This window comes from Martinezella tropici, from assembly GCF_003287875.1.
Lineage (GTDB): Bacteria > Pseudomonadota > Alphaproteobacteria > Rhizobiales > Rhizobiaceae > Rhizobium > Rhizobium tropici_C.
The window spans coordinates 136738-157167 of sequence record NZ_QMKK01000054.1 but is presented as its reverse complement, the minus strand read 5'-3'; the positions used below and the strand labels follow the sequence as shown (position 1 = coordinate 157167).

The window sequence follows — 20430 nt, the reverse complement described above, 5'->3', positions numbered from 1 at the left end:
TGGGGCAGTAGTCCGCGGAAATGAGTTGCCCGCGGACCACTGCATCGATCAGAGCCGGCCCGCAATATAGGCCATGCTTTCCTTGAGAGCGGCAATCGGCTCATTCAGAGCATGGACTGTCGGAGCGAAAGGCTCAAAGGATGCCGGGCCGGCATAGCCGGCAGCGATCAACGCGCGCAGCTGACCGACATTGTCGAGGCGATCCCTGGCATCGACGAGAACGCGATGCGGGTCGCGCATATCGGCGACCGAAACATCGGGATCGCTGACGCCGGAAATATGGATGAGCCCCGTCAACTCCGGGAAAATCGCGGCCTCGCCGGCAAGATGATGATGGAAGGTATCGTGAACCAGGCAGAAGGTAGATTTCGCGCCCAGTTCCTCGATCGCGGCGGCCGCCTCGCTCTTCAGGCGCAACGAACAGATCTCGAAGCCGAGCGGTTCGACAAGACCGATGATGCCGGCTGCTTCCAGCATCGGCTTCAGGGCCGACAGCGACTTGCGGAGATTGGCACGCCGCACCTCGGGCTCGCGGCCGCTGCCGTCATTGACCGGAACAAGGACGAGCGCCCTGGCACCGCAATCGCGCGCATAATCGATCAGCCCCGCCGCCTCGCGAGCGCGCTCGTCGTTCCATTCATTGAAGCGCTGCAACGCGTTGATGGAGATGATAGCCACGCCTTCGCGCGCCGCGAGTTCCTTGACAGCCATTGCCGGCGTACCGTCCAGGATCGGGTTTCCGGCGAGATCGTTGCGGATCTCCACCTTATCGATGCCGAGCTCTTTTGCGACGGCAAAGAACGCTTCCAGCGTCAGGGACGGCGCGCACATATGATTGAGCGCGAAGCGAATGGAACTCATGATAAGCACTCCTCCTCAAGACGTCCGGCCGCAAGAAACATTCCTCATCGCCGCGCCTGTTTCTCGAAGGACTAGCGACATTCATGTCTTTCTTCCATCGGGCCTAGCCATCATTCTTGATAGAATTCTCGGCGAAATGATGAAACTCCATCATAAATGCTAGATGTTTTCCGAGACGAAGATTTCAAAGGGCAGAAAGCTCTGTCCAGGCACGGCCGCCTCATCGCTCTCGAGGGACCTGATCATCAGGCTCATCAGCTCCTTGCAGAGTGCCGGCAATGGCGTGCCGATTGCCATGGCGACGACGTCGTCGGCAAGTGCTGCCCTCGATTCCGGCGTCAACTCGTTGACGACGGCGATCAGTTTGCCCGATAGCTGCTCCTCGCGAATGGCGGAAATGGCGCCCTCCATGCCGCCACCGCAGACATAGAAGCCGATGAGATCAGGGTGCTTCTGCAGGAGATCGAGCGTCGCCTCATGAGTGATCTCGGGCGTATCGAGATTGATGAGCGTATCCAGCACCTCGAATTCGGGGGCATTTTCGCGGAAATAGGAGCGAAAGCCGATTTCGCGCAGCTCATGGCCGAGGAAGCGGTGGCTGCCGACGAAGCAGGCGACCTTCCCCGGACGCCGTGCAGAGCGCGCGATGATCCAGGCGGCCGTGCGCCCGACCTTGCGGTTGTCGACACCGATATAGCCCTGGCGCGCCGTCGTGGAGAAATCCGACAGCAGGGAAAAAACCGGAATACCTTTTTCCTTCAGCCCCTCGATAGCCGCCGTGACGGCCGGATAATCCGGCGCGACGAGGGCAACGGCCTGGCTGCGGCCAGCCATCGCCTTCAACTTCTCGACGATCGCCGTCGGTGTCGACGCAGTGACGAAGTCGACCTGCGCGTTAATGCGCGCGGTCGTGACGGCCTGCGCGGATGTGGCGATTTCTTTGGCAAAAGATTGGTAGAAAGCCTGAACCGGCTTCTGCAGGACGAAGCCCAATCGATATTGCGGCAGATCCTCGAAGACCCGCTGACGCAGGAGTCCCACGGCATGATAGCCGATTTCCTGCGCTGCCTCATAGACCCGCCTTGCCGTCTCCTCACGCACGCGATGACGTCCGTTCAGCACGCGATCGATCGTTGCAACGCTGACGCCGGATGCCTTGGCAAGATCCGCTATGGTGGGGCGACGCATGGCTACTCCTGAAATATGTCATCATTCATGACGTCAGAATTTGATATATTTTGATAGATTCCATCATTCATGCATTGAGGCAAGCAAAAAGTCGATCTATCGTTTTCGGCATCAAGGGCGGTGCGCTGTTGCACATCGCGGGAGGCAGGAATGACGACAATAATCAAGCGTGACTACGATCTGCTTGGCGAAAGCGGCAGGCTGGCAGTGGAAACGGGGCTCGCGGCCGCCGAATGGTATCATACGGCTGTGTCACGCAAGGACATGAAGGCGCTGATGCAGCGCTCGGACGCGCCCGCGATCCGCGATACCATCATCTGGCTTGGCAGCATGGTGATATTCGCCGCACTTGGCGTCTACTTCTGGGGATCCTGGATCTCTATCCCCTTCTTCCTGGCCTATGGTGTGCTCTACGGCTCTGCCTCGGACAGCCGCTGGCATGAATGCGGGCATGGTACGGCATTCAAGACGCGCTGGATGAACGACGCGGCCTATCAGATCGCCTGCTTCATGATCATGCGCAATCCGGTCACCTGGCGCTGGAGCCATACGCGCCATCACACCGATACCGTCATCGTCGGCCGCGATCCGGAAATCGCCGTCATGCGGCCGCCGGATCTTCTTCGCCTGGTCCTGAATTTCTTCGGCATCCTCGATGCCTGGCACGCCATCGTCGACATGCTGCGCAATGCTGGCGGTGTCGTCAGCCCTGCGGAAAAGACCTTCATTCCCGAGATGGAGCAGCCGAAGGCGATCCGCATCGCCCGCATCTGGCTTGCCATCTATGTCGCGACCATCGTAGCCGCGATTGCCATGGGCTCGATCCTGCCGCTGATGCTGATCGGGCTGCCGCGGCTTTACGGCGCCTGGCATCATGTTCTGACCGGCCTGCTGCAGCATGGCGGCCTTGCCGACAATGTCATCGACCACAGGCTGAACAGCCGCACGGTCATGATGAACCCGATTAGCCGCTTCATCTACTGGAACATGAACTATCATGTCGAACATCACATGTTCCCGATGGTGCCCTATCACGCGCTGCCGAGGCTGCATGCGATGATCAAACATGATCTGCCGGCAGCCAATCCGTCCATATGGTCCGGCTATCGCGAGATGATCCCGGCATTCCTGCGACAATTGCGCAATGAGGATTATTTCCTGAAGCGCGAGCTGCCGCCGACGGCGCGGCCCTATCGCGAAGAATTCCACGGCGAGCTACCGGCTGCCGCCGCTCAATAAAACCAGACGTGCAAAGGGAGGAAAAACATGAGCAACTGGATCGAAGTCTGCGCCGCCGATGCGATCGACGAAGAGGATGTCATTCGCTTCGATCATGACGGGCGAACCTTCGCCGTCTATCGCAGCCCCGAGGACGATTATTTCGCCACCGACGGCCTGTGCACGCATGAGAAGATCCATCTCGCCGACGGCCTGGTCATGGACAACATCATCGAATGTCCCAAGCACAATGGCCGCTTCGACTACCGCACCGGCGAAGCCAGGGGCGCTCCGGTCTGCGTCAACTTGCAGACCTATCCGGTCAAGGTCGAAAACGGCGCCGTCTTCATCGGGCTCTGAGGAGGCTATCGTGGCGCATTTCGTCATCGTCGGGGCCGGAGAATGCGGTGCGCGCGCCGCCTTCGCGCTTCGTGAAAAGGGATTTGGCGGGAATATCACCCTTATCGGCACCGAACCGCTTGCCCCGTACGAACGCCCGCCCCTTTCGAAAGGCGGATGGGACCCATCCCCCGAACCAAAATTTATCGCCGCGTTGGAGCGTTACCGCGACCAATCGATCGACCTGAGGCTTGACACCACGGTGACGGCGATCGATCCCGCCATAAAGACGATCAGGCTCGCGGGTGGAGAAACGCTAGGCTATGACAAGCTGCTGCTTGCGACAGGAGCCTCGGCGCGCGGCTTTCCCGGTATCGGCGGCGTGTCGCAGCGCATAAGCGTGCTGCGCACTCATGCGGATGCCGTGGCCTTGCATGCCGCTCTTTACCCCGGGCAGCATATTGCCATCATCGGCGGCGGTTTCATCGGCCTTGAGCTGGCGGCAACGGCGCGCATGCGCGGTGCCGACGTCACCGTCATCGAGGGCCTACCGCGCGTCTTGAAGCGCGGCGTGCCCGATGCCATCGCCGAGGCGATTACCGGACGGCATTGCCAGGAAGGCGTAGATATTCGCTGCGGCCAGGTCATCGAAGCCGTGCAGGAGGACGCCGACAAGGCGATCGTTCATCTGGCTAGCGGCGAAGCGATCTTCGCCGATCTGCTGCTCGTCGGCATCGGCGCGCTGCCGAATGTGGCACTGGCTGCAGAAGCCGGCCTTGCGATCGACAACGGCATCGCCGTCAACGAGCGGCTGGAGACCTCCATTGCGGACATTTACGCGGCGGGGGACTGCTGTTCGTTTCCGCTGGCACTTTACGGTGGAAGGCGTGTGCGCCTCGAATCCTGGCGCAATGCGCAGGAACAGGCGAACCTCGCCGCCGCCAACATGCTGGGAGAAGGTGCGGAAATATCGGCCGTCCCCTGGTTCTGGTCCGACCAGTATGACCTGACCTTGCAGATCGCCGGCCTTGCGGATGAGGCGGTCGCCCATGTGCGGCGCGATCTTGATGACGGGGCGTTCATCCTCTTCCATTTGGACGCGGACGGAAGACTGCTCGCCGCCAGCGGCATCGGCCGCGGCAATGTGATAGCGCGCGATATCAGGCTTGCCGAAATGCTGATTGCGGCGCGTGCGCATCCGGATCGCAATGCCCTGGCGGCAAGCTCCGTCAGGCTGAAGTCATTGCTTGCAGCATAAGATCGCCGTCAGACCTTGACGCAGGACGCCGAAGCATAAATGTCTCCCCATCATGGCAAATGGAGGAAGCAATGAAGATACTCGGCATATCAGGCAGCCTGCGTAAAGGCTCCTTCAACACGGCTCTGCTCCATGCTGCCGTCGACCTGGCACCAAGCGGTGTCGAACTGATCGCCCGCACCATCCATGGCGTGCCGCTCTATGACGCCGATCTCGAGGCTGCGGACGGCATTCCGGAAAAAGTCCAGGAGCTCAAGGATCTTGCCATCTCGGTCGACGGGCTGATCCTGTTTACCCCGGAATACAACAACTCGCTTCCAGGCGTGTTCAAGAACGCCATCGACTGGATGAGCCGCCCCTCCTCCGATATCGCCCAGGTTTTCGGCGGCAAGCCGATCGCGGTCCTCGGAGCCTCGCCCGGTAATTTCGGCACCATTCTCAGCCAGAATGCCTGGCTGACGGTCCTGCGCACGCTCGGCGCCGATGCCTGGTTCGGCGGCCGGCTGATGGTGTCGCGGGCCAGCGGCGTCTTTAATGAACAAGGCGAACTCACCGATGAGAAGGTCAAACACAATCTGGCAACCTTCATCGAAGGTTTCAGCGCCTTCGTCGCGGAACGCAAGAAGGGCTGATGCTGCTAGCCGGCGGGGCCGGAAGGCAAATAATGATCCTATGATTGAAACGACGAATAGCCTAAAGTGACCGTGGCGCCGGGTCCCGGCGCCTCCGGGGCCTCGCACATCTTCTTCCTTCGAAAATCATGAAATCCAACAAAGCCGGTTACGCCTTCACGCTGTTGGCCATCAGCATCTTCGCCATACAGGACGGCATATCCAAGCATCTCGTCAGCGCCTATCCGCCGCTCCTGGTGGCGATGATCCGCTATTGGGCCTTCATGCTTTTTGCCATCGCCATGGCCTCGCGCGCTCCGGGCGGCCTGCGACGCAACATCAGGACCAAGCGGCCCGTCCTGCAGATTGCCCGCGGCCTGCTGCTCGCCGCACAGATCGTCGTCGCCATCTCGTCCTTCGTCATCGTCGGCCTTGCCCATACGCAGGCGATCTTTTCATCCGGCCCGCTGATGGTGGCGTTGCTGTCCATACCGATCCTCGGCGAGAAAGTCGGCTGGCGGCGATGGCTGGCGATCTGCTGCGGCTTCGTCGGCGTGCTGCTGATCCTGAAACCGGAAAGCGGCGTCTTCGACGCACGGTTCCTGGTGCCGCTATTCGGTGCGCTGCTGTTTTCGCTCTATGTCGTCCTCACGCGCTATGTCAGCCGCGAAGACGGGGCCATGACCAGCTTTTTCTATACGGGTGTCGTCGGTGCTGTCGCGATGAGCTGCATAGGGCCATTCTTCTGGACGACGCTCGCACCGCATGACTGGATCTTCATGGGTATTCTCTGCCTGACGGGCGTATCGAGCCATTATTTCCTTATTCGCGCCTACGACCTGCTCGACGCCGTGGTGATCCAGCCGCTGACTTATCTGCAGCTTGTTTTCTCCGCCATTATCGGCGTTGCCATATTCGGCGAAAGACTGAGCGCGCCCATGATCCTGGGCGCGCTCATCGTCGTGGCGGCGGGCATATTCACGATCTGGCGTGAACATACCCTGGCAAGGGCTCGGCTCAAGGCCGGCAAGGCATAAGCAGACTACGCGTCCACCTGGGCGCGCGGCTGTACCTCGGTGTAGTAGCTCACATATTTCTGCCGATAACGCTCCGTTCCGCCGAAATCGCTGTAGCGCGGCAGTTCCGACATGTCGGTCTTGTTGAGGATGACGCCAAGAACGCGCGAATTGATCTGCGGCTCCTGCTCCAGCACATTGCGCACCAGATTGGTCGGGGTCGCGCCCCATTCGGTCACCAACAGGAAGGCATCGACCTGCGGGGCAAAGGCCTTCGCATCGATGACGGGACCGAGCGGAGCAAGATCGACGACGATATAGTCGAACATCTTGCGCGCATTCTCCATCAGCTGCTGCATGCCCTGAGAAGACAGAAGCTCGCTGGTATGCAGCAGCTGATCGCGCACCACAACCGGCAGAATGGCAAGCTTGGTGCGCGGATCGACCTTGACCGCATTGGTCCACGGCACTTCACCAAGCACGGCTTCGATCAGGCCGGCCTGTGGCCGAGACTTCAGCGTGCGGCTCAGGCCCGGATTGCGCAAGTCGGCGTCAATCAGCAGCGTGCGCTTGCCGCTGCTGGCAAGCAGGGCGGCGAAATTGGCGGCCGTCGTCGACTTGCCCTCACCCGGCAGCGCCGAGATGACGCCGATCACGCGGTCGGCGCGACCCTGCAGCATGACATCGCTGGCGAGCTTTGCGTTCCTGAGCGTCTCCGCGAAGATCGAGCGCGGCGCTTCGACCGAGATGCGCATCATCCGCTCGAAGGTAACGCCCTGTTCCGCCTCCTCGGCGGTCGCGGGCTCCTGACCGATATTCCCCTTGCGCCGCTTCTTCTTGCCGCTCGCCTGTTGGCCGAGCAGCGGCAGATAGCCAAGGAACTTCAATCCAAGCGCGGAGCGCACGTCGGCTTCGACGCGGAAGAAACGGTCGCGGAACTCCTGGAAAGCGGCCACGCCGCAGCCGACCATCAGGCCGAGGATCACGGAAAGAGCCATGACAAGCGTCTTCTTCGGGCTCGACGGCGCCGTTGGCACGCCGGCAACCGAGATGACGCGCGCCTTGGCGATCGGGAAGGATCGCTGCTGGCTCGCCTGCTCGAAACGGCCAAGGTAGGATTCATAAAGACCCTTCAGCGCCGTCGCCTTCTGGTTCAGCTCATTCAGATGAACCAGCGACTTGTTGGCTTCGGAATTCTTGCCGACGACCTTGTCGATGCTTTCGCGCAGCGATTCCGCCCGCGACTGCGCGACATCAAGCTCGTTCTTGTAGCTGGCGGTGAGCTGCTGAAGGACCTGGTAGATCTGCCGGGTAATGTCCAGCCGCTCGGCCTTGAGCGCCACGGCCTGCGGATGGTCGGCACCGAAATTCTGCGTGACGTCCTGTTCGCGCTTCTGAACAGCGAGGTAACGCGTCTTCAGATCCTGCAGCACCGAATTGTCGGTCGAACTCGACGAGATGGTGGCATTCTTGACGGCGTTATCGGGACCTTGGTCGATGATCGACTTATATTGATTATAACGCGCGGCTGCGCTGGCCGTATCGGCCTGAGCGATGATCAGCTGCTTGTTTAAATCGGAAATCTGCTGTTCCGACATCAGTTCCCCGCCGGTCGAGGTCAGCCCATTGTCGGCCTTGTATTTCTCGACTTCGAGCGAAGCTTCCTGCGCGCGCTGGCGCAGGTCGTTCAGACGTTCCTGCAGCCAGACGGAAGCACGCTCGGTCGCATCGAAATTGGCGTTCAGCTGATCGGTCAGATAGGCGTTTGCATAGGCGCTCGTGACCGTGGCGGCGAGCCGTTTGTCGGTCGAGCTGAAGGAGACGGCAACGACCGAGCTTCGCGTAACGCGCTCGACCTTGAGGCTCTGCTGCAGGACGGCCGCAACTTTCTGGCGCTGGGCCTCGCGTTGCTCTTCAGGCGTCATCGGGGGGCGGGACGGCGTGAAGACGCTGACGATCAGGCCGATACCGGATTTGAGCAGTGCTGCCGGCGACATCGGCGGATTGAGCAGCGTGTTGTTATCGGCTAGACCGGCCGTATCGACGACACGCAGCGCCATCTCATTCGATTTCAGGATTTCGACCGCGCTGGCGATTTCCATATCCGCCTGTTGGCTGCTTGCCGCCGGCGGCTGATCCTCCGCATATTTCGTCATGCTTTCGTCGAGCAATATCTGCGTCATCGAGGTGTAGCTCGCGGTAGCAGTGAGCAGATAGGCGACGGCCAGAATGACGAAAGCGGCCACGGCGAAAATAATGGTGCGGATGCGACGGCCAATGACCGCCATCAACCGATCGAGATCGATGAAGCCATCCTGCGATTCCGCTTGCGGAAGAGCGCTGTGGAAATTGAAGTTCTTCTGATGCATGGCGACCACCTTGTCGGAGAAGCCTGAATGAAAATAAGCCAGGTCCGCGGCCTTCCCGGCCGCAGACCAAGATGTGAACAGGCTTAAGCGGCGGTCATCTGCGCTTCGTGCGAGACGACCAGGTTACGGATCGAGTCATAGACCAGTCCGCCGATATCGGCGCGAGCCAGCGCAAAGGCGACATTGGCTTCGATGAAGCCCTGCTTGGACCCGCAGTCGAAAGTGCGTCCGTTATAGACCTGGGCATGGAAGGACTGCGTCTCGGAAAGGCGCAGCATGCCGTCGGTCAACTGGATCTCGTTGCCGGCACCGCGCTCCTGACGGGCCAGAATGTCGAATATCTCCGGCTGAAGAATATAACGGCCATTGAGGTAAAAGTTTGAAGGCGCTTCGGACGGGTGCGGCTTTTCGACCATTTTGGTCACGGCAAAGCCGTGCCGAACCGCATTGCCCTTGCCGATGATGCCGTATTTCGACGTCTCTTCCGGAGCACATTCCTCGACGGCGACGATGTTGCCGCCAACTTCGTTATAGAGATCCATCAGACCGGCCATGCAGCCGCGCATGCCGTAGCACAGCATGTCGGGCAACAGCAGCGCGAAGGGTTCGTTGCCGATCAGGTCGCGGGCACACCAGACGGCGTGACCGAGACCGAGCGGAGCCTGCTGGCGGGTGAAGCTGACGGCACCCGCGCGCGGCAGAAGGCGCTCCAACTCGGTAACCTGATGGCTCTTGCCAGCCCGCTGCAGTGAGGAAATCAGCTCCGGCGTATCGTCGAAATGATCTTCGATCGCCGACTTGTTGCGGCTGGTGACGAAGACGATATGCTCGATGCCGGCTTCGATGGCTTCATCGACGGCATATTGCACGACCGGACGATCGACGATCGTCAGCATTTCCTTCGGCATTGCCTTGGTGGCGGGCAGGAAGCGTGTTCCGTTGCCGGCAACCGGAATGACTGCTTTTCTCACACGATGCTTGGGGTCCATGGCTCTATCCTTTGTTAGAGTGAGGGCCTGCGCCCATATTGGGCAGGGGCGAGGTAAGTTGAGAGGTGGGCGTTACCTGGCGGCCGCTCCGCAGAGAGGCTGCCAGCCGACGAAAACGGGCAAAGATCGGCATGCTGAGATGGCGCACCGCGCGCGGGTTGAGGCAGGCAATCTTCAGCATGGTCTGCAGCTCGCGTTCCTTGATGCTGTCGACCAGCTTCAGGAATGCGATGACTTCCTTGAGATTGCGCGTGCGCCGCCGCTGCGCGGCAAGAGCCGCCGCACCGAAGGGATGTTCGGCGAAGAACCTGGAATCAGCGGCAAGCATGGCCTCCACATGTTCCTTCTTAAGAACACGGGAGATCGAGCCATCGCGAATATAATAGAGGTAGCCCACCATCGGCTCGACGACACAGGTGCCGCCCCGGGCAAGGGCGGAAGCAAGGAAAATATAATCCTCGCCGATCCGCAGGGTTTCATCGAAGCGCAGGCGATGCTTCTCGATGAAGGCACGATCGAAGACCGGCTTCATATAGCCGAAGTTGTGCTCCGACTGGAAAATCATGTTCGAAGCGATGAACTTGGCCAGCGTCAGTGTCGGCATGCGCGCCAGCATCGCCTCTGGGAACATGGGAAGCGTCGTTCCGACGTCCTCGCGAATGACGTCGAGATTGTCGACGGCGATCTGTGCCTCCGCCTTTTCCGCCCGGGCGATCAGGCGCGCCATACGGTCCGGCCGCAAGGCGTCATCGGAATCGAGCACGGCCACCCAGCGGCCACGGGCCGCATCCAGGCCGGCATTGCGAGCAGCGCCCGGCCCGCCATTGCGGGCCATGGCAACGAGACGAACACGTGGATCGGGATGATTGCCGGCGATCTCCCGCGTTCTATCCGTCGAGCAATCGTCGACGACGATCACTTCCATGCTGACGGCACCTTGCGCCAGCGCGCTGTCGATGGCGCGCTCCAGCGTTTCCTCGGCATTGTAGGCAGCAATGACGAAGCTGACATCGGGGATGAAATCCGTCATTGCGGCGCCTTCTCCAGACTTCCATATTGTTCGATTTCGCGAACTCCGAAGAGGCCGCTGACGACGCCGGCATGCATGATGCCGCGCAGGCCATAGCGATGGCGCTTGATGGGAGAGGCCGCGAGCAATGCGGCAGCGGCAAAGCAATAGGCGGATTTCGTGCCGGCAAGCGCAATCGCGCGCCAGCGCCCGAAGCCATTCGTGGCTTCCAGCAGCATGCGTCCATGCGTCTGGCCCATGCGATAGCGGCGCTTCGACAGCCAGGAAACCGTAGCGCGCTTGTCGGGGACGGGTTCGTAGACCAACGCATCCTCGGCATAGGCGATCCGGCCGCCCGCCTTGTGCATGTGCATGAAAAACTCGGTGTCTTCACCACCGCTGCGGCCGAGCGCGATATTGAAACGCCGGCCGGCAAGCGAAGGCGCGCCGCGGCGCAGCAACACATTGCAGGTGTAACCGGTGACAATCTCTCCCGCGACCCAGACGGGCAAGGTCGAATGGAAATCGCCGCGCCGCATCCAGGCGGGCGCGACATTCGCATAGACCGCCTGAACGGGGCCGAGAACGGCATCGGCACCAGTCGTGTCGGCCATGATGAGCAATTCCGCCAGCCAATCTTCCGACGCCGTCTCGTCGTCATCGATGAAAGCGATGAAATCGCCGCTTGCATGATCCAGGCAGGCATTGCGGGCGATCGAGATGTTCGATGCCGGGCAATGGACATAGACGATTTCAAAGGGTACGGCCGAACGCATGGCGTCGACACGGCCGCGCGCGCTCGGCGTGACATCATTGTCGGCGACGATGATGCGGACAATCGCGCCGGTGGGAATGGCAAGCACGGCAAGCGACAGCAACGTCTGGTCAAGCTCTGCCCGGCGGTAGGTGCAAACAGCGATATCGATCCTGATCGGGCGTCGATGGACTTGTGTCATGACGCGATCCTGCGATTGCGGAAGCTGAAGACTTCCATCCAGAAACCCATCGACCATGCGAAATGCATGACCATGGCCGAGATGGCGGCCAGCGGGCCGTAAGGATTCTTCTGACCGAGAGCGATCCAGAAGCCGTAAGCGATGCAGGCCACGGCCCAGAGGCCGATAGGAATGACCGCAATCCAGTTGAGCACGGCCAGGAAGGCGCCGATGAAGATCGGCACGACTGCCAGCGGCAGCATCTGCCTGAGGCTCGGCATGCTGCGATGCTTGAGGATGTTGCGCGCGCGGCCACGGCCGTAGCCGAGATACTGCTTGAAGAGCGTCGGCACGCTGGCGCGCGGATAATAGGTCATGGCCGTCTTGTCCGTGAGCCAGATCCGGAACCCCGCCTTGTGCAGGCGGTAATCCAGTTCGGCATCTTCGTTGTGGCTGAAGGTCTCGTCATAGCCGCCGACCGACCGGAAGGCCGCGACGCGCATCAGCGCATGGTGCCCATGCTCGGCCCAGTGGCCCTTGGCGCCTTCGCGATGTTTCGAGCCGCCGTTGCCGAGCTTGGAGTTCTGTGCCACGGCCGTTGCCTTCTGGAAGGCGCTGAAGCCCATGGTGCGCATGGCAACGACAACGGAATCCGCGCCTGTGGCGCAGGCTTCCTGAACCAGTGTCTGGCAGTAATCGGCCGGATAATCGCCATGAGCGTCGATACGGATGAAATAGTCATAATCGTCGCCGAAGGTTTCCATGGCGAGATTGATGGCAGCACTCTGCAGCCGCTTGGGATTGTCGAGCAGCAGGATACGCGGATCCTCCGCGGCGATCTCCCTGACGATCTCGCGCGTGCGATCCGTGCTGCCGCCATCAGCCACCACGATCCTGGCATCGAGTTCGTCCAAAGCCTGCCCGAGCTTACCGATCAGCGGCTCGATGTGCTTTTCCTCGTTGAGGCAGGGAATAACGATTATGCAACGCATGTCCCCTGAACTTCCGTTCGTCATTGCAATCCACCTCTATTGCGATGCAGTTGTGGGAGGGCCTTTATTTCGGCGATCTGTTCGTTTGCGCGCGTCAGCGACGCCAGCCGCTGCACCAGACCATGACAATCGGCGCGATCGATCATCCATTGCTTGCGATCCTGCGACGCCACGGCGTCGAAGGCGGCAACGTAACGCTGCTCGTCCATCCCGCCCAAGAGCGCCGCCAGCTGCGCGGCGTCGGCCGCATCGAGCGTAAGCCCGATCTGTCGGCTCGCCAGAAAGCGTGCCGTCTCGGTGCCCTCCATGGCGATGGGAACGGCACCGTAGAGGCCGCCCTCGTAAAGGCGGTTCGGCAGCAGCCAGCTCGAATTCAGGCCCTCTTCGAAGAAGTCGATCGCCCAGGAAAACTGGACATCGTTGTAGATCGCCTGCAGGTCCTCGGGGTTCTTATAGGCGCCGGCAAAGTGCATGAATGGTGCTTTGCGCACGAAGCCATCGAAATCGTCGAATTCCGAGTAAGCAGGCCGGCCCCGCAGCACGATCTCGAAACGTCCCTCCGTCCGGCGGGAAAATTCATCGAGCAGGGTCAACGACTTCCGGCAGCGAAGCGCGCCGAACCAGCCGATCTTCCATGGCTTGCCTGCAGCCGGAGGGCGGATAACCGGCGCGACCGCATTTGCCGCAGGTTCAAGGGCGAGCACCTTGTTTTCGAGCAGCATGACCGGCAGACGCAGGCCGGAGCGCGGCCGGAAGTAGCGCTCGACAAAGGCGGGGGAACTGGTGATGAGCAATGCCGCCTGCGAACCGAAATGGCGCTCGGCGCTGCGAAGCGCACCGCCCACCACATCGTTGCGCAGCAGCAGCCGATGGATATCGAGACATTCATAGACGATCGGCATATCGCCGCCGAACACGGATTTGGCGCGGTTGGCGAGCGTCAGCATCTCCAGATTGCGGCCGATAATGACATCCGGTCTTGCAACGGAACGCAATGCGCTACGCAGCTTCGCCGCCGATCTGGCCACCGCGGCGACACGTTGCGCAAACTGGGCATCCTGCGTCTTGCCGAGCTCGATCGGTTCGATGCCATGGATGGCGGCAAGCGCATTGTCGTCGCGCCGGAAGCCCGCCAGCGTCACGAGCGCCCCGCCGGCCTGCAGCATCAGCACCCGCCTGCGCACAGCCGGATCGGCAAGATCGTGAACGAAATAAAGAATATGCAGCATCAAAGTTTCCGCTTTTGCGCCCGGCCGGGACCGAACGCCTGGTGTGGTTGGTGTTGCATCCTGGCATCACGACCGACCGCGCAAGGCACCGCGCGACCGGTCAGGTTCAATCGATCTTGCAGGTGATCGATTCCGGGAAGAGGCATTTCTCGCCCGCTGCGGTGAAGGCAACGCGCTTGATCTGCATGACTGCCGGCTGGCCGGAATAGGCAAATTTGCCCATCCAGTCGCTCAGCGTGTCCGTGCCCCACAGGCTGAAGAAAATCTTCTGGGCATTGGTAGGTATCTTCGAAGGGTCGGTGACTTCCTGAACCAGCTTGCCGTTCACATAGTAACGCAGGCGGTCCTTTTCCCAGACGAAGGCATAATCGTTGAAACCCTGATCGGCACCGCCGGCAACCGGCACCAGCTTCTCGTTGCCGCCCTTGGCCGAGACATACTGGTTGACCTGGACCTGACCGGGGTTCTTGCCGAGCACTTCGAAATCGATCTCATCATGCGGCTTCTTGTCGGTCGGGCCGATATAGGTGAAGAAGGCGGAGTTGAGGCCAGATCCGGCAGCCGTACGATAGCGTGCCTCGTAGGTGCCGTAGCCATAGCGCTTGGTGGTCTGAATCTCGCCGCAGGCGTAGTTTCGCTGACCGGTCTTGGACTGGAGGAACTGCAGCTGCAGCATTCCGTCGGTGACGGTCACCTGCTTGCGCGACCAGGTGCAATTCTGAAACGGCCCATTGTTCCAGCCGTCCGAGATGTACCAGCGGCTGGTGTCCAGTCGCTCGAAATTGTCGACGAAGGATCCCGCCGTCGGCTTATCATCCTGCGCGGATGCCACCTGAGGCACGAAGCAGGCACCCATAAGGGCGATCGAGACAAGACCAAATCTTTGCACGTAGCTCTTCGATGTCGTCATGGCATCACCTTTGCTCGGAGCGCGCCCGCCGATCTTCGGCGGCGCGGATCTGGACAGCTCGGGCTTCGGCCAGTGGGCGCGTCCGGCTGCCGGTCAGCAGGTTATGGAGGCTTGGCAGGGCGGAACGCGCCATGCCATTCGTCAGAGGCAGCAGCAGCACGGCAAGCGCCGCCGCCAAAAGATAGAAGATCGGATAGAGGTCGCTGCCGCCGCGCTTCCAGAGAACCCAGACACAGAAAAGCAGCGGATAATGGGCACAGAAGATCCAGAAGCTGAGGCTGCCCGTTTCAGCCAGCCTCTGCCCCATGCGGCTGCAGATGAAGATCGACGATAGCGCCCAGAACCCTGGAATGCCGACGATCACCATCAGATTGCGGCAAACCTCGAGCCACAAGGGCAAACCGGGTCCTTCCACATAGGCGGCGGTTGCCAGAAGTGCTGCAAGCGCAATGAAGCCGGGACCGATCAGCGCGACATAGCGATCCATCGCCGTCACATCGACACGGTAGAGGCTGAGATAAATTCCGAAGCTGAAGCTGAAGAGGATCGAGTTCCGCAGCACGATTCCGATCGATACCGGCCAGGCCGCGATGAGAAGCAGGAAAGCCAATGTCAGCAACGGCGCACGGCTGATGAGAAAAGCAAGAATTGGCGACAGCAGGATGCAGACGAAAAGATCGCGTAGAAAGTAAAGCGGCAGATTGATCGGAGCGCCGTCAATCGCGAACAGAAGGGTCGATAGTGTATGCGGAGTAGATTCCGACAAATCAGGCAGATATCCATCACCAATTCCGTAGTACTGGAGGATCAGGACGGATACAAAGAACGCACTGTTCCACAGCATAAAAGGCAGGATGACTGTCTTTGTCTTTCGGCGGATAATCTTCCCATAGTCCAGCGATGTCGTGCCTTGGCGAAACAGCAGGTAACCCGAAATCGCGCTCAGGCAGGGCACGCCGACACGGAACAGGCTGTCACGAAGGAACACCCGCAGCCAGTCGAAAAGGCCATATGCGCCGTTGAACGGGCTGGTACGCGTATCGAACGGTATATGGACAAAGATGATGCCCGAGATGAGCACGATACGCATGAGGTTTATCCGCGAAGACACGTTGGCAGTCACATTCACGATGTCTGTCACCCTTTCTTCGTGCTGCATCCCCCCTTGCAGCTATTTCGTTCAGAGCAGAGCAGAGCTCGCAGACGTAACCTAGGGCGATCTTTGGAAAGGGAATATGGCGGCGCAGCAAAAATGGGCGAAAAGTGATATCCCGCACCGCGTTCGAGCAACCCCTTCGGATTGCTCGAAAGCTTAAACAATTGCATTGCGTAGGAGAAAAATCGTGCAAAAAAAAGGAGTTAAGGAAAATGGAGCACTTTTGCATGCCGACTTCACGCAAGGTTTTCAACGTAGGTAGATTTTTACCGAAGGGTGAGGATTTTTTGCAGCGCAGCAGACTTTTCAGTGCGAAGCATGACCAAAATACGACACTATTGCAATCAATATGGGAATATCGATCGACACCGCTCTTCCCATGGATGCAATGCCGTCCAATCCTGAGAACCAATGTGTCACAATAGATCACCGGAGAGGCATTCGGCATCGCATCCAGCAGGGATAAAGTTTGAGAAATCTCCGCTTTCGACATTGCTCCCTACCGAATGGACGCTACCTGTTGGCGTCGCGGCGGCATCCATCGCCGGGCAAGCAGCCAAAAATTAGCGATGGATAAAGCCGAGAAGCCGATGGTTACGTCCCCGGGGATGAGGCCGAAAATTCTTGGATTGAAAACCGTAAAGGCGGGAATATGGCGTCTCTCACGATTATTATTCCGTTCTATCAGAAGCAACCGGGCGTTCTGCAGCGCGCCTTGAGATCGATATCCCGGCAGACTTTTCAGGATTTCGATATTCTCGTCGTCGATGATGCATCACCGCTTCCGGCTGAAAAAGAGCTGCAATCGCTGGGCGCTGAAGAGCGCGCGCGCATTCGCGTCATTCGCCAGACCAATGCCGGACCGGGCGGGGCGCGTAATACCGGTCTCGACAATGTACCGGCGGCCAGCCGCTTTGTCGCATTCCTCGATTCCGACGATGAGTGGGCGCCCGAGCACCTGAACAACGCATTCGAGGCGCTGACGCGCCATGACGCCGATTGCTATTGGGATTCCATCGACGGAGGCGAAGAGTTCTACTATCATTTCAGCATCGCCGAACTCGCAAAATTAGCCGATATCGTGCGGCTGTCCGATAAACCGGCCATCATCGAGATCCCCAATGTCGCCAGCGTCATGCTGCAGGACTGGAGCTTCCTGCACATGTCCTGCATGGTGATCGGCAGATCTCTCTTCGAAAAGGTACGCTTCGAACCGACGCTGCGGCTGGCTGCGGAAGATGTCCTTTATTTCTGCGACTGTGCCCTGGCGGCCAGACGTGTGCTGTTATGCGAAAATGCCGGCGCACTGCGTGGCGAAGGCGTGAACATATTTCACAGCATCGACAATGATTCCCCGCAATTCCTGCGTCAGCAGTTCAACACCTGGACGGCGCTCGACACGCTGGAACAGAGATTTTCACGCCGGCCTCAGGATGTCGCCGCCATCCGCCTTTACAAAAACCGCGCCCGGCGCCAGGCACTTTGGAGCCAGGCGCGGCAGCTGCGGCAGCGGCGCCTGCCGCAATTCGGATTGCTGGCAAAATGGGCCTTGCGCGACCCTGCAATTTTACAAAGCGTGATGCAGCTTGCCGTGGGCAAACTCGCGCCCTAGATTTTGCACCGCAGCATATGCTGTGCATGCCGCATCCAAGAGCCATCGGCATGTCCCCGTTATCGTTTGGTCAGCAAGGAGTCCTGCATGAAGCCGTTCCACTGGGAATCCACCCATGGCAATTTCGGTGACGATCTCAATCTCTGGCTCTGGGATTTCCTGCTTCCCGGCCTTCGCGACGTTCATGAAGAAACGTTGCTGGTCGGCGTCGGAACCGTTCTCAACACGGAAATCCTGCCGGCCGACGGACGCAAGCTCGTCATCGGCAGCGGCTTCGGCTACGGTTCCCTTCCCGACATGCGCGATAGCTCGCAATGGGACATCCGCAGCGTTCGCGGCCCCCTGACGGCGGAAAAGATCGGCTTGCCAGCCGAAATGGGCATTGTCGATCCCGCCGTGCTGGTGACGGAAATGCCGGAATTCCAGAACATTTCCAAGAACGGCAGACGCACCTTCATACCGCATTGGGAATCGGCTGCCGCCGGCCTCTGGCCCGAGATCTGCAAGACCGTCGGCCTTTCCTATCTCGATCCCCGCGGCGAGGCGAAGGCCGTGATCCGCGAAATAGCAGCCTCCGAGCTGATCGTTGCGGAATCGATGCATGGCGCCATTCTCGCCGACGCCTTCCGCGTTCCGTGGATCGCGGTCAGCTCGTCGCGTTCCATCAACAGCTTCAAATGGAACGATTGGGCACGCTCACTCGGCGTGACATATGCGCCGAAGCACATCCCCGTTTCCACCCGCGCCGAAGCGATCGCCAAGGGCGCCAAGTTCTGGGGCGTCGGCTTCGAACGCAGCAAGCAAGCTGCCGCCGAACTCGAAAAGCAGCGATACGGGGAAAATGTCATGCTTGCCGATCCCGAGCAGACCACGTTCCGGGTCATGGCGAAGCAGGCGCTTGCCGTGCCCTCGGCTCTGGCTCTCTGGCAGGCCAGCAAGGCAAAGCCGCAGCTGAGCAAAGACGCGGCGCTCGCAGCCTGCAAGGAACGCCTGCTCGACGCGATCGAAGGTGTGCGGCGCGATTATCTCTAAAGTAATTTCAGGAAAACTGCGCAGCGGTTTTCCGTCCGGAATTGCGAGAAAACAAAGAGAAGGAGCGGTTCGGCGATTCCGTGAAACGCTGGACCGCTTTCAATTTCCAAACGATCCCTATTCCGGAGCGGCCTGCAGCAGATAGCGCAGACCATTCGCTCCGGAATGGGCAATGGATGCGCCGCCGCGCTTGCGGAAACGCTCCGTCTTGTCCGCCAGGATGCCGCCAGCAATCGCCGGAACGGCGAAGGGATGCGACAGTGCATGGGCCGCAGCCGAGAACAGGCCGGACTGCGATTTGATATCGAGGAAATGCCGCAACTCGTAGCGGTCGCGAATATGCCGCTCGTGGCGGCGGATCACGGCTGCATCCGCCGAAGAAAGGCCGCCCTTGGCAAGGATGGCCCGGTCGGCCTCATAGAGCCGCCGCAGATCCTCTGTCCTGTGCCGGCCGCTCAGGGAATCGCTGCGCACGACCGCGCCATAGCCGCAGCTATGGATGATCTTGTAGCGCGCGGCTTTGGCCAGCGCGCGCACATAAAGATCGTAGTCCTCGCCGAGGCGTAGCGTCTCGTCATAGCGCAGGCCATGCGCATCCAGAAAAGACCGTCGCATCAGGGGCTTGAGGAAGCCGATCTCGCCGCGGCGCACACCCCGCTTGGAAATATTGCCCTCGACGAAGGCAACGAGATCGAGAAAGCGCGGCTTCGCATCGAAGTGATCGAGTCTTGCATGGGCGTCCGGAACCGTGTCGGCATTGACGAAGGCGATATTGTCGGCGACGAAATCCCAATCGTCGGCGGCAAGCAACGAGGCGAAACGCCCCGGAAAGAAGAAATCATCGGCATCGAGAATGCCGATCAGCGGGGCCTTGGATATCTCGATCGCGTGATTGCGCGCGGCGGCCGGACCGCGGTTCTTCTCGAACTTTCGGATGGTCAGCCTGCCGCTGTTATCATCGGCGCTGGCGGCGGCGGCGGCGGTTCCGTCCGTCGAACCGTCGTCGATGACGACGACCTCTGCGACTTCCGGCTCCCGAAGAGCCGAGGCAACAGCCAGCCCGATAGTGTCGCCGGCATTTTTTGCGGCGATGATTACGCAGACGCCTTTTTCTGCACTGTCGGTCACGTCAGCCTCCAATGGTTCTGCCGGAGACTTAGGACATGGCTCCGATCCGGCAACCGCCTGACTGGCAAAAGATCTGCCTGGCAATCCCCACTTAGGGCCGACTCAAGGCCGAGTTAAGGGTTGAACGGCTCGGAACGCTTGAAATTGGACGTGGAGAGGCCGCCGACCTTCGTATCCTCCGGACCTGGCGCGAGCCCCTTGTCTTCGGCCAGGAAGGCAGGGCGCGACCTGCGCTCTTTCCAGACGAGATAGAGCACGCCTAGAAAATAGCCGGTCTGCAGGAGGACGGCACAGATGATCGTCTCGACGAACGTGGTCCAAAGAGAATTCGTCAAAAAGTATGTTGCGGTAGCAAATACGATCAGCGTGCCCAACATGCTGATAAAAACGCGCGGCGCGTACATAATCTTACCTCGCCCGCTGAGCCATCATGTAAAAAGCAATCAAGGTCTTTCCTCCCTTATCAGACCTGAAAGTCAAATATATTTTATGATTCATTGAGATTCAACCAAGTCACAGTGTTCCGTTGCGAATTGAGACGATCCTAACGCTGCGCCTGTTAAAACTACACCTCGATT

General features: G+C 59.9%; 19 protein-coding genes. 7 read left to right on the top strand and 12 right to left on the bottom strand.

Going from position 1 to position 20430, the window contains the following annotated elements; all coding sequences use genetic code 11:
* Positions 1 to 48 precede the first annotated feature (48 nt).
* Both DQ393_RS26025 and DQ393_RS26020 read right to left on the bottom strand, forming a co-directional pair.
* Entirely contained in the window at positions 49 to 861 is an 813-nt protein-coding gene (locus tag DQ393_RS26025) for a TIM barrel protein (RefSeq protein ID WP_112344589.1), read from the bottom strand.
* Positions 862 to 1020: 159 nt separating this feature from the next.
* The gene (locus DQ393_RS26020) at positions 1021 to 2049 is read right to left on the bottom strand and encodes a LacI family DNA-binding transcriptional regulator (protein WP_112344588.1); all 1029 of its coding nucleotides are present in this window, start codon (positions 2047 to 2049) and stop codon (positions 1021 to 1023) included.
* Between the two features lie 150 nt (positions 2050 to 2199).
* Between DQ393_RS26020 and DQ393_RS26015 the strand changes: the two genes are divergently transcribed.
* From DQ393_RS26015 to DQ393_RS25995, 5 genes are all read left to right on the top strand, one after another.
* Complete coding sequence (locus tag DQ393_RS26015) at positions 2200 to 3288, top strand: fatty acid desaturase family protein (RefSeq protein ID WP_112344587.1); 1089 nt, start codon at positions 2200 to 2202, stop codon at positions 3286 to 3288.
* Between the two features lie 27 nt (positions 3289 to 3315).
* A complete protein-coding gene (locus tag DQ393_RS26010; protein ID WP_112344586.1) occupies positions 3316 to 3627 on the top strand; it encodes a MocE family 2Fe-2S type ferredoxin in 312 nt (103 codons plus the stop codon).
* A 10-nt stretch (positions 3628 to 3637) separates the two neighbouring features.
* On the top strand, positions 3638 to 4864 hold the full coding sequence (locus DQ393_RS26005) for an NAD(P)/FAD-dependent oxidoreductase (RefSeq protein WP_112344585.1): 1227 nt from the start codon (positions 3638 to 3640) through the stop codon (positions 4862 to 4864).
* 71 nt (positions 4865 to 4935) lie between these two features.
* Positions 4936 to 5496: an NADPH-dependent FMN reductase gene (locus DQ393_RS26000; RefSeq protein WP_112344584.1), complete on the top strand. Its 561-nt coding sequence runs from the start codon at positions 4936 to 4938 to the stop codon at positions 5494 to 5496.
* A 128-nt stretch (positions 5497 to 5624) separates the two neighbouring features.
* Complete coding sequence (locus DQ393_RS25995) at positions 5625 to 6512, top strand: DMT family transporter (protein WP_112344583.1); 888 nt, start codon at positions 5625 to 5627, stop codon at positions 6510 to 6512.
* Positions 6513 to 6517: 5 nt separating this feature from the next.
* Here DQ393_RS25995 and DQ393_RS25990 read toward each other — a convergent pair whose 3' ends face one another.
* From DQ393_RS25990 to DQ393_RS25955, 8 genes are all read right to left on the bottom strand, one after another.
* Complete coding sequence (locus tag DQ393_RS25990) at positions 6518 to 8860, bottom strand: polysaccharide biosynthesis tyrosine autokinase (RefSeq protein ID WP_112344582.1); 2343 nt, start codon at positions 8858 to 8860, stop codon at positions 6518 to 6520.
* A gap of 83 nt (positions 8861 to 8943) precedes the next feature.
* Positions 8944 to 9849, bottom strand: a complete 906-nt coding sequence (galU, locus tag DQ393_RS25985) for a UTP--glucose-1-phosphate uridylyltransferase GalU (RefSeq protein ID WP_112344581.1) — start codon at positions 9847 to 9849, stop codon at positions 8944 to 8946.
* Positions 9850 to 9853: 4 nt separating this feature from the next.
* Complete coding sequence (locus tag DQ393_RS25980) at positions 9854 to 10879, bottom strand: glycosyltransferase family 2 protein (protein ID WP_112344580.1); 1026 nt, start codon at positions 10877 to 10879, stop codon at positions 9854 to 9856.
* Positions 10876 to 11814: a glycosyltransferase gene (locus DQ393_RS25975; RefSeq protein WP_112344579.1), complete on the bottom strand. Its 939-nt coding sequence runs from the start codon at positions 11812 to 11814 to the stop codon at positions 10876 to 10878. The genes DQ393_RS25980 and DQ393_RS25975 overlap by 4 nt, the downstream gene beginning before the upstream one ends.
* Entirely contained in the window at positions 11811 to 12809 is a 999-nt protein-coding gene (locus DQ393_RS25970; protein WP_112344578.1) for a glycosyltransferase family 2 protein, read from the bottom strand. Before DQ393_RS25970 ends, DQ393_RS25975 begins: the two co-directional genes overlap by 4 nt.
* A complete protein-coding gene (locus DQ393_RS25965; protein ID WP_112344577.1) occupies positions 12806 to 14014 on the bottom strand; it encodes a glycosyl transferase family 1 in 1209 nt (402 codons plus the stop codon). The genes DQ393_RS25970 and DQ393_RS25965 overlap by 4 nt, the downstream gene beginning before the upstream one ends.
* A 106-nt stretch (positions 14015 to 14120) precedes the next feature.
* Complete coding sequence (locus DQ393_RS25960) at positions 14121 to 14924, bottom strand: glycoside hydrolase family 16 protein (protein WP_112344576.1); 804 nt, start codon at positions 14922 to 14924, stop codon at positions 14121 to 14123.
* Between the two features lie 4 nt (positions 14925 to 14928).
* Positions 14929 to 16014, bottom strand: coding sequence for an acyltransferase family protein (locus DQ393_RS25955; RefSeq protein ID WP_210260442.1), 1086 nt, complete (start codon positions 16012 to 16014; stop codon positions 14929 to 14931).
* Positions 16015 to 16732: 718 nt separating this feature from the next.
* Here DQ393_RS25955 and DQ393_RS25950 point away from each other — a divergent pair.
* Both DQ393_RS25950 and DQ393_RS25945 read left to right on the top strand, forming a co-directional pair.
* The gene (locus DQ393_RS25950; protein WP_112344575.1) at positions 16733 to 17692 is read left to right on the top strand and encodes a glycosyltransferase family 2 protein; all 960 of its coding nucleotides are present in this window, start codon (positions 16733 to 16735) and stop codon (positions 17690 to 17692) included.
* An 87-nt stretch (positions 17693 to 17779) separates the two neighbouring features.
* Positions 17780 to 18724 carry a polysaccharide pyruvyl transferase family protein gene (locus DQ393_RS25945; protein WP_112344574.1) on the top strand — a complete coding sequence of 315 codons (945 nt, stop codon included), beginning with the start codon at positions 17780 to 17782 and terminating at the stop codon, positions 18722 to 18724.
* A gap of 117 nt (positions 18725 to 18841) precedes the next feature.
* Here DQ393_RS25945 and DQ393_RS25940 read toward each other — a convergent pair whose 3' ends face one another.
* Together DQ393_RS25940 and DQ393_RS25935 are read right to left on the bottom strand one after the other, a co-directional pair.
* The gene (locus DQ393_RS25940; protein WP_112344573.1) at positions 18842 to 19852 is read right to left on the bottom strand and encodes a glycosyltransferase family 2 protein; all 1011 of its coding nucleotides are present in this window, start codon (positions 19850 to 19852) and stop codon (positions 18842 to 18844) included.
* Positions 19853 to 19965: 113 nt separating this feature from the next.
* Entirely contained in the window at positions 19966 to 20187 is a 222-nt protein-coding gene (locus tag DQ393_RS25935) for an exopolysaccharide production repressor protein (protein WP_432422031.1), read from the bottom strand.
* Positions 20188 to 20430: the final 243 nt, after the last annotated feature.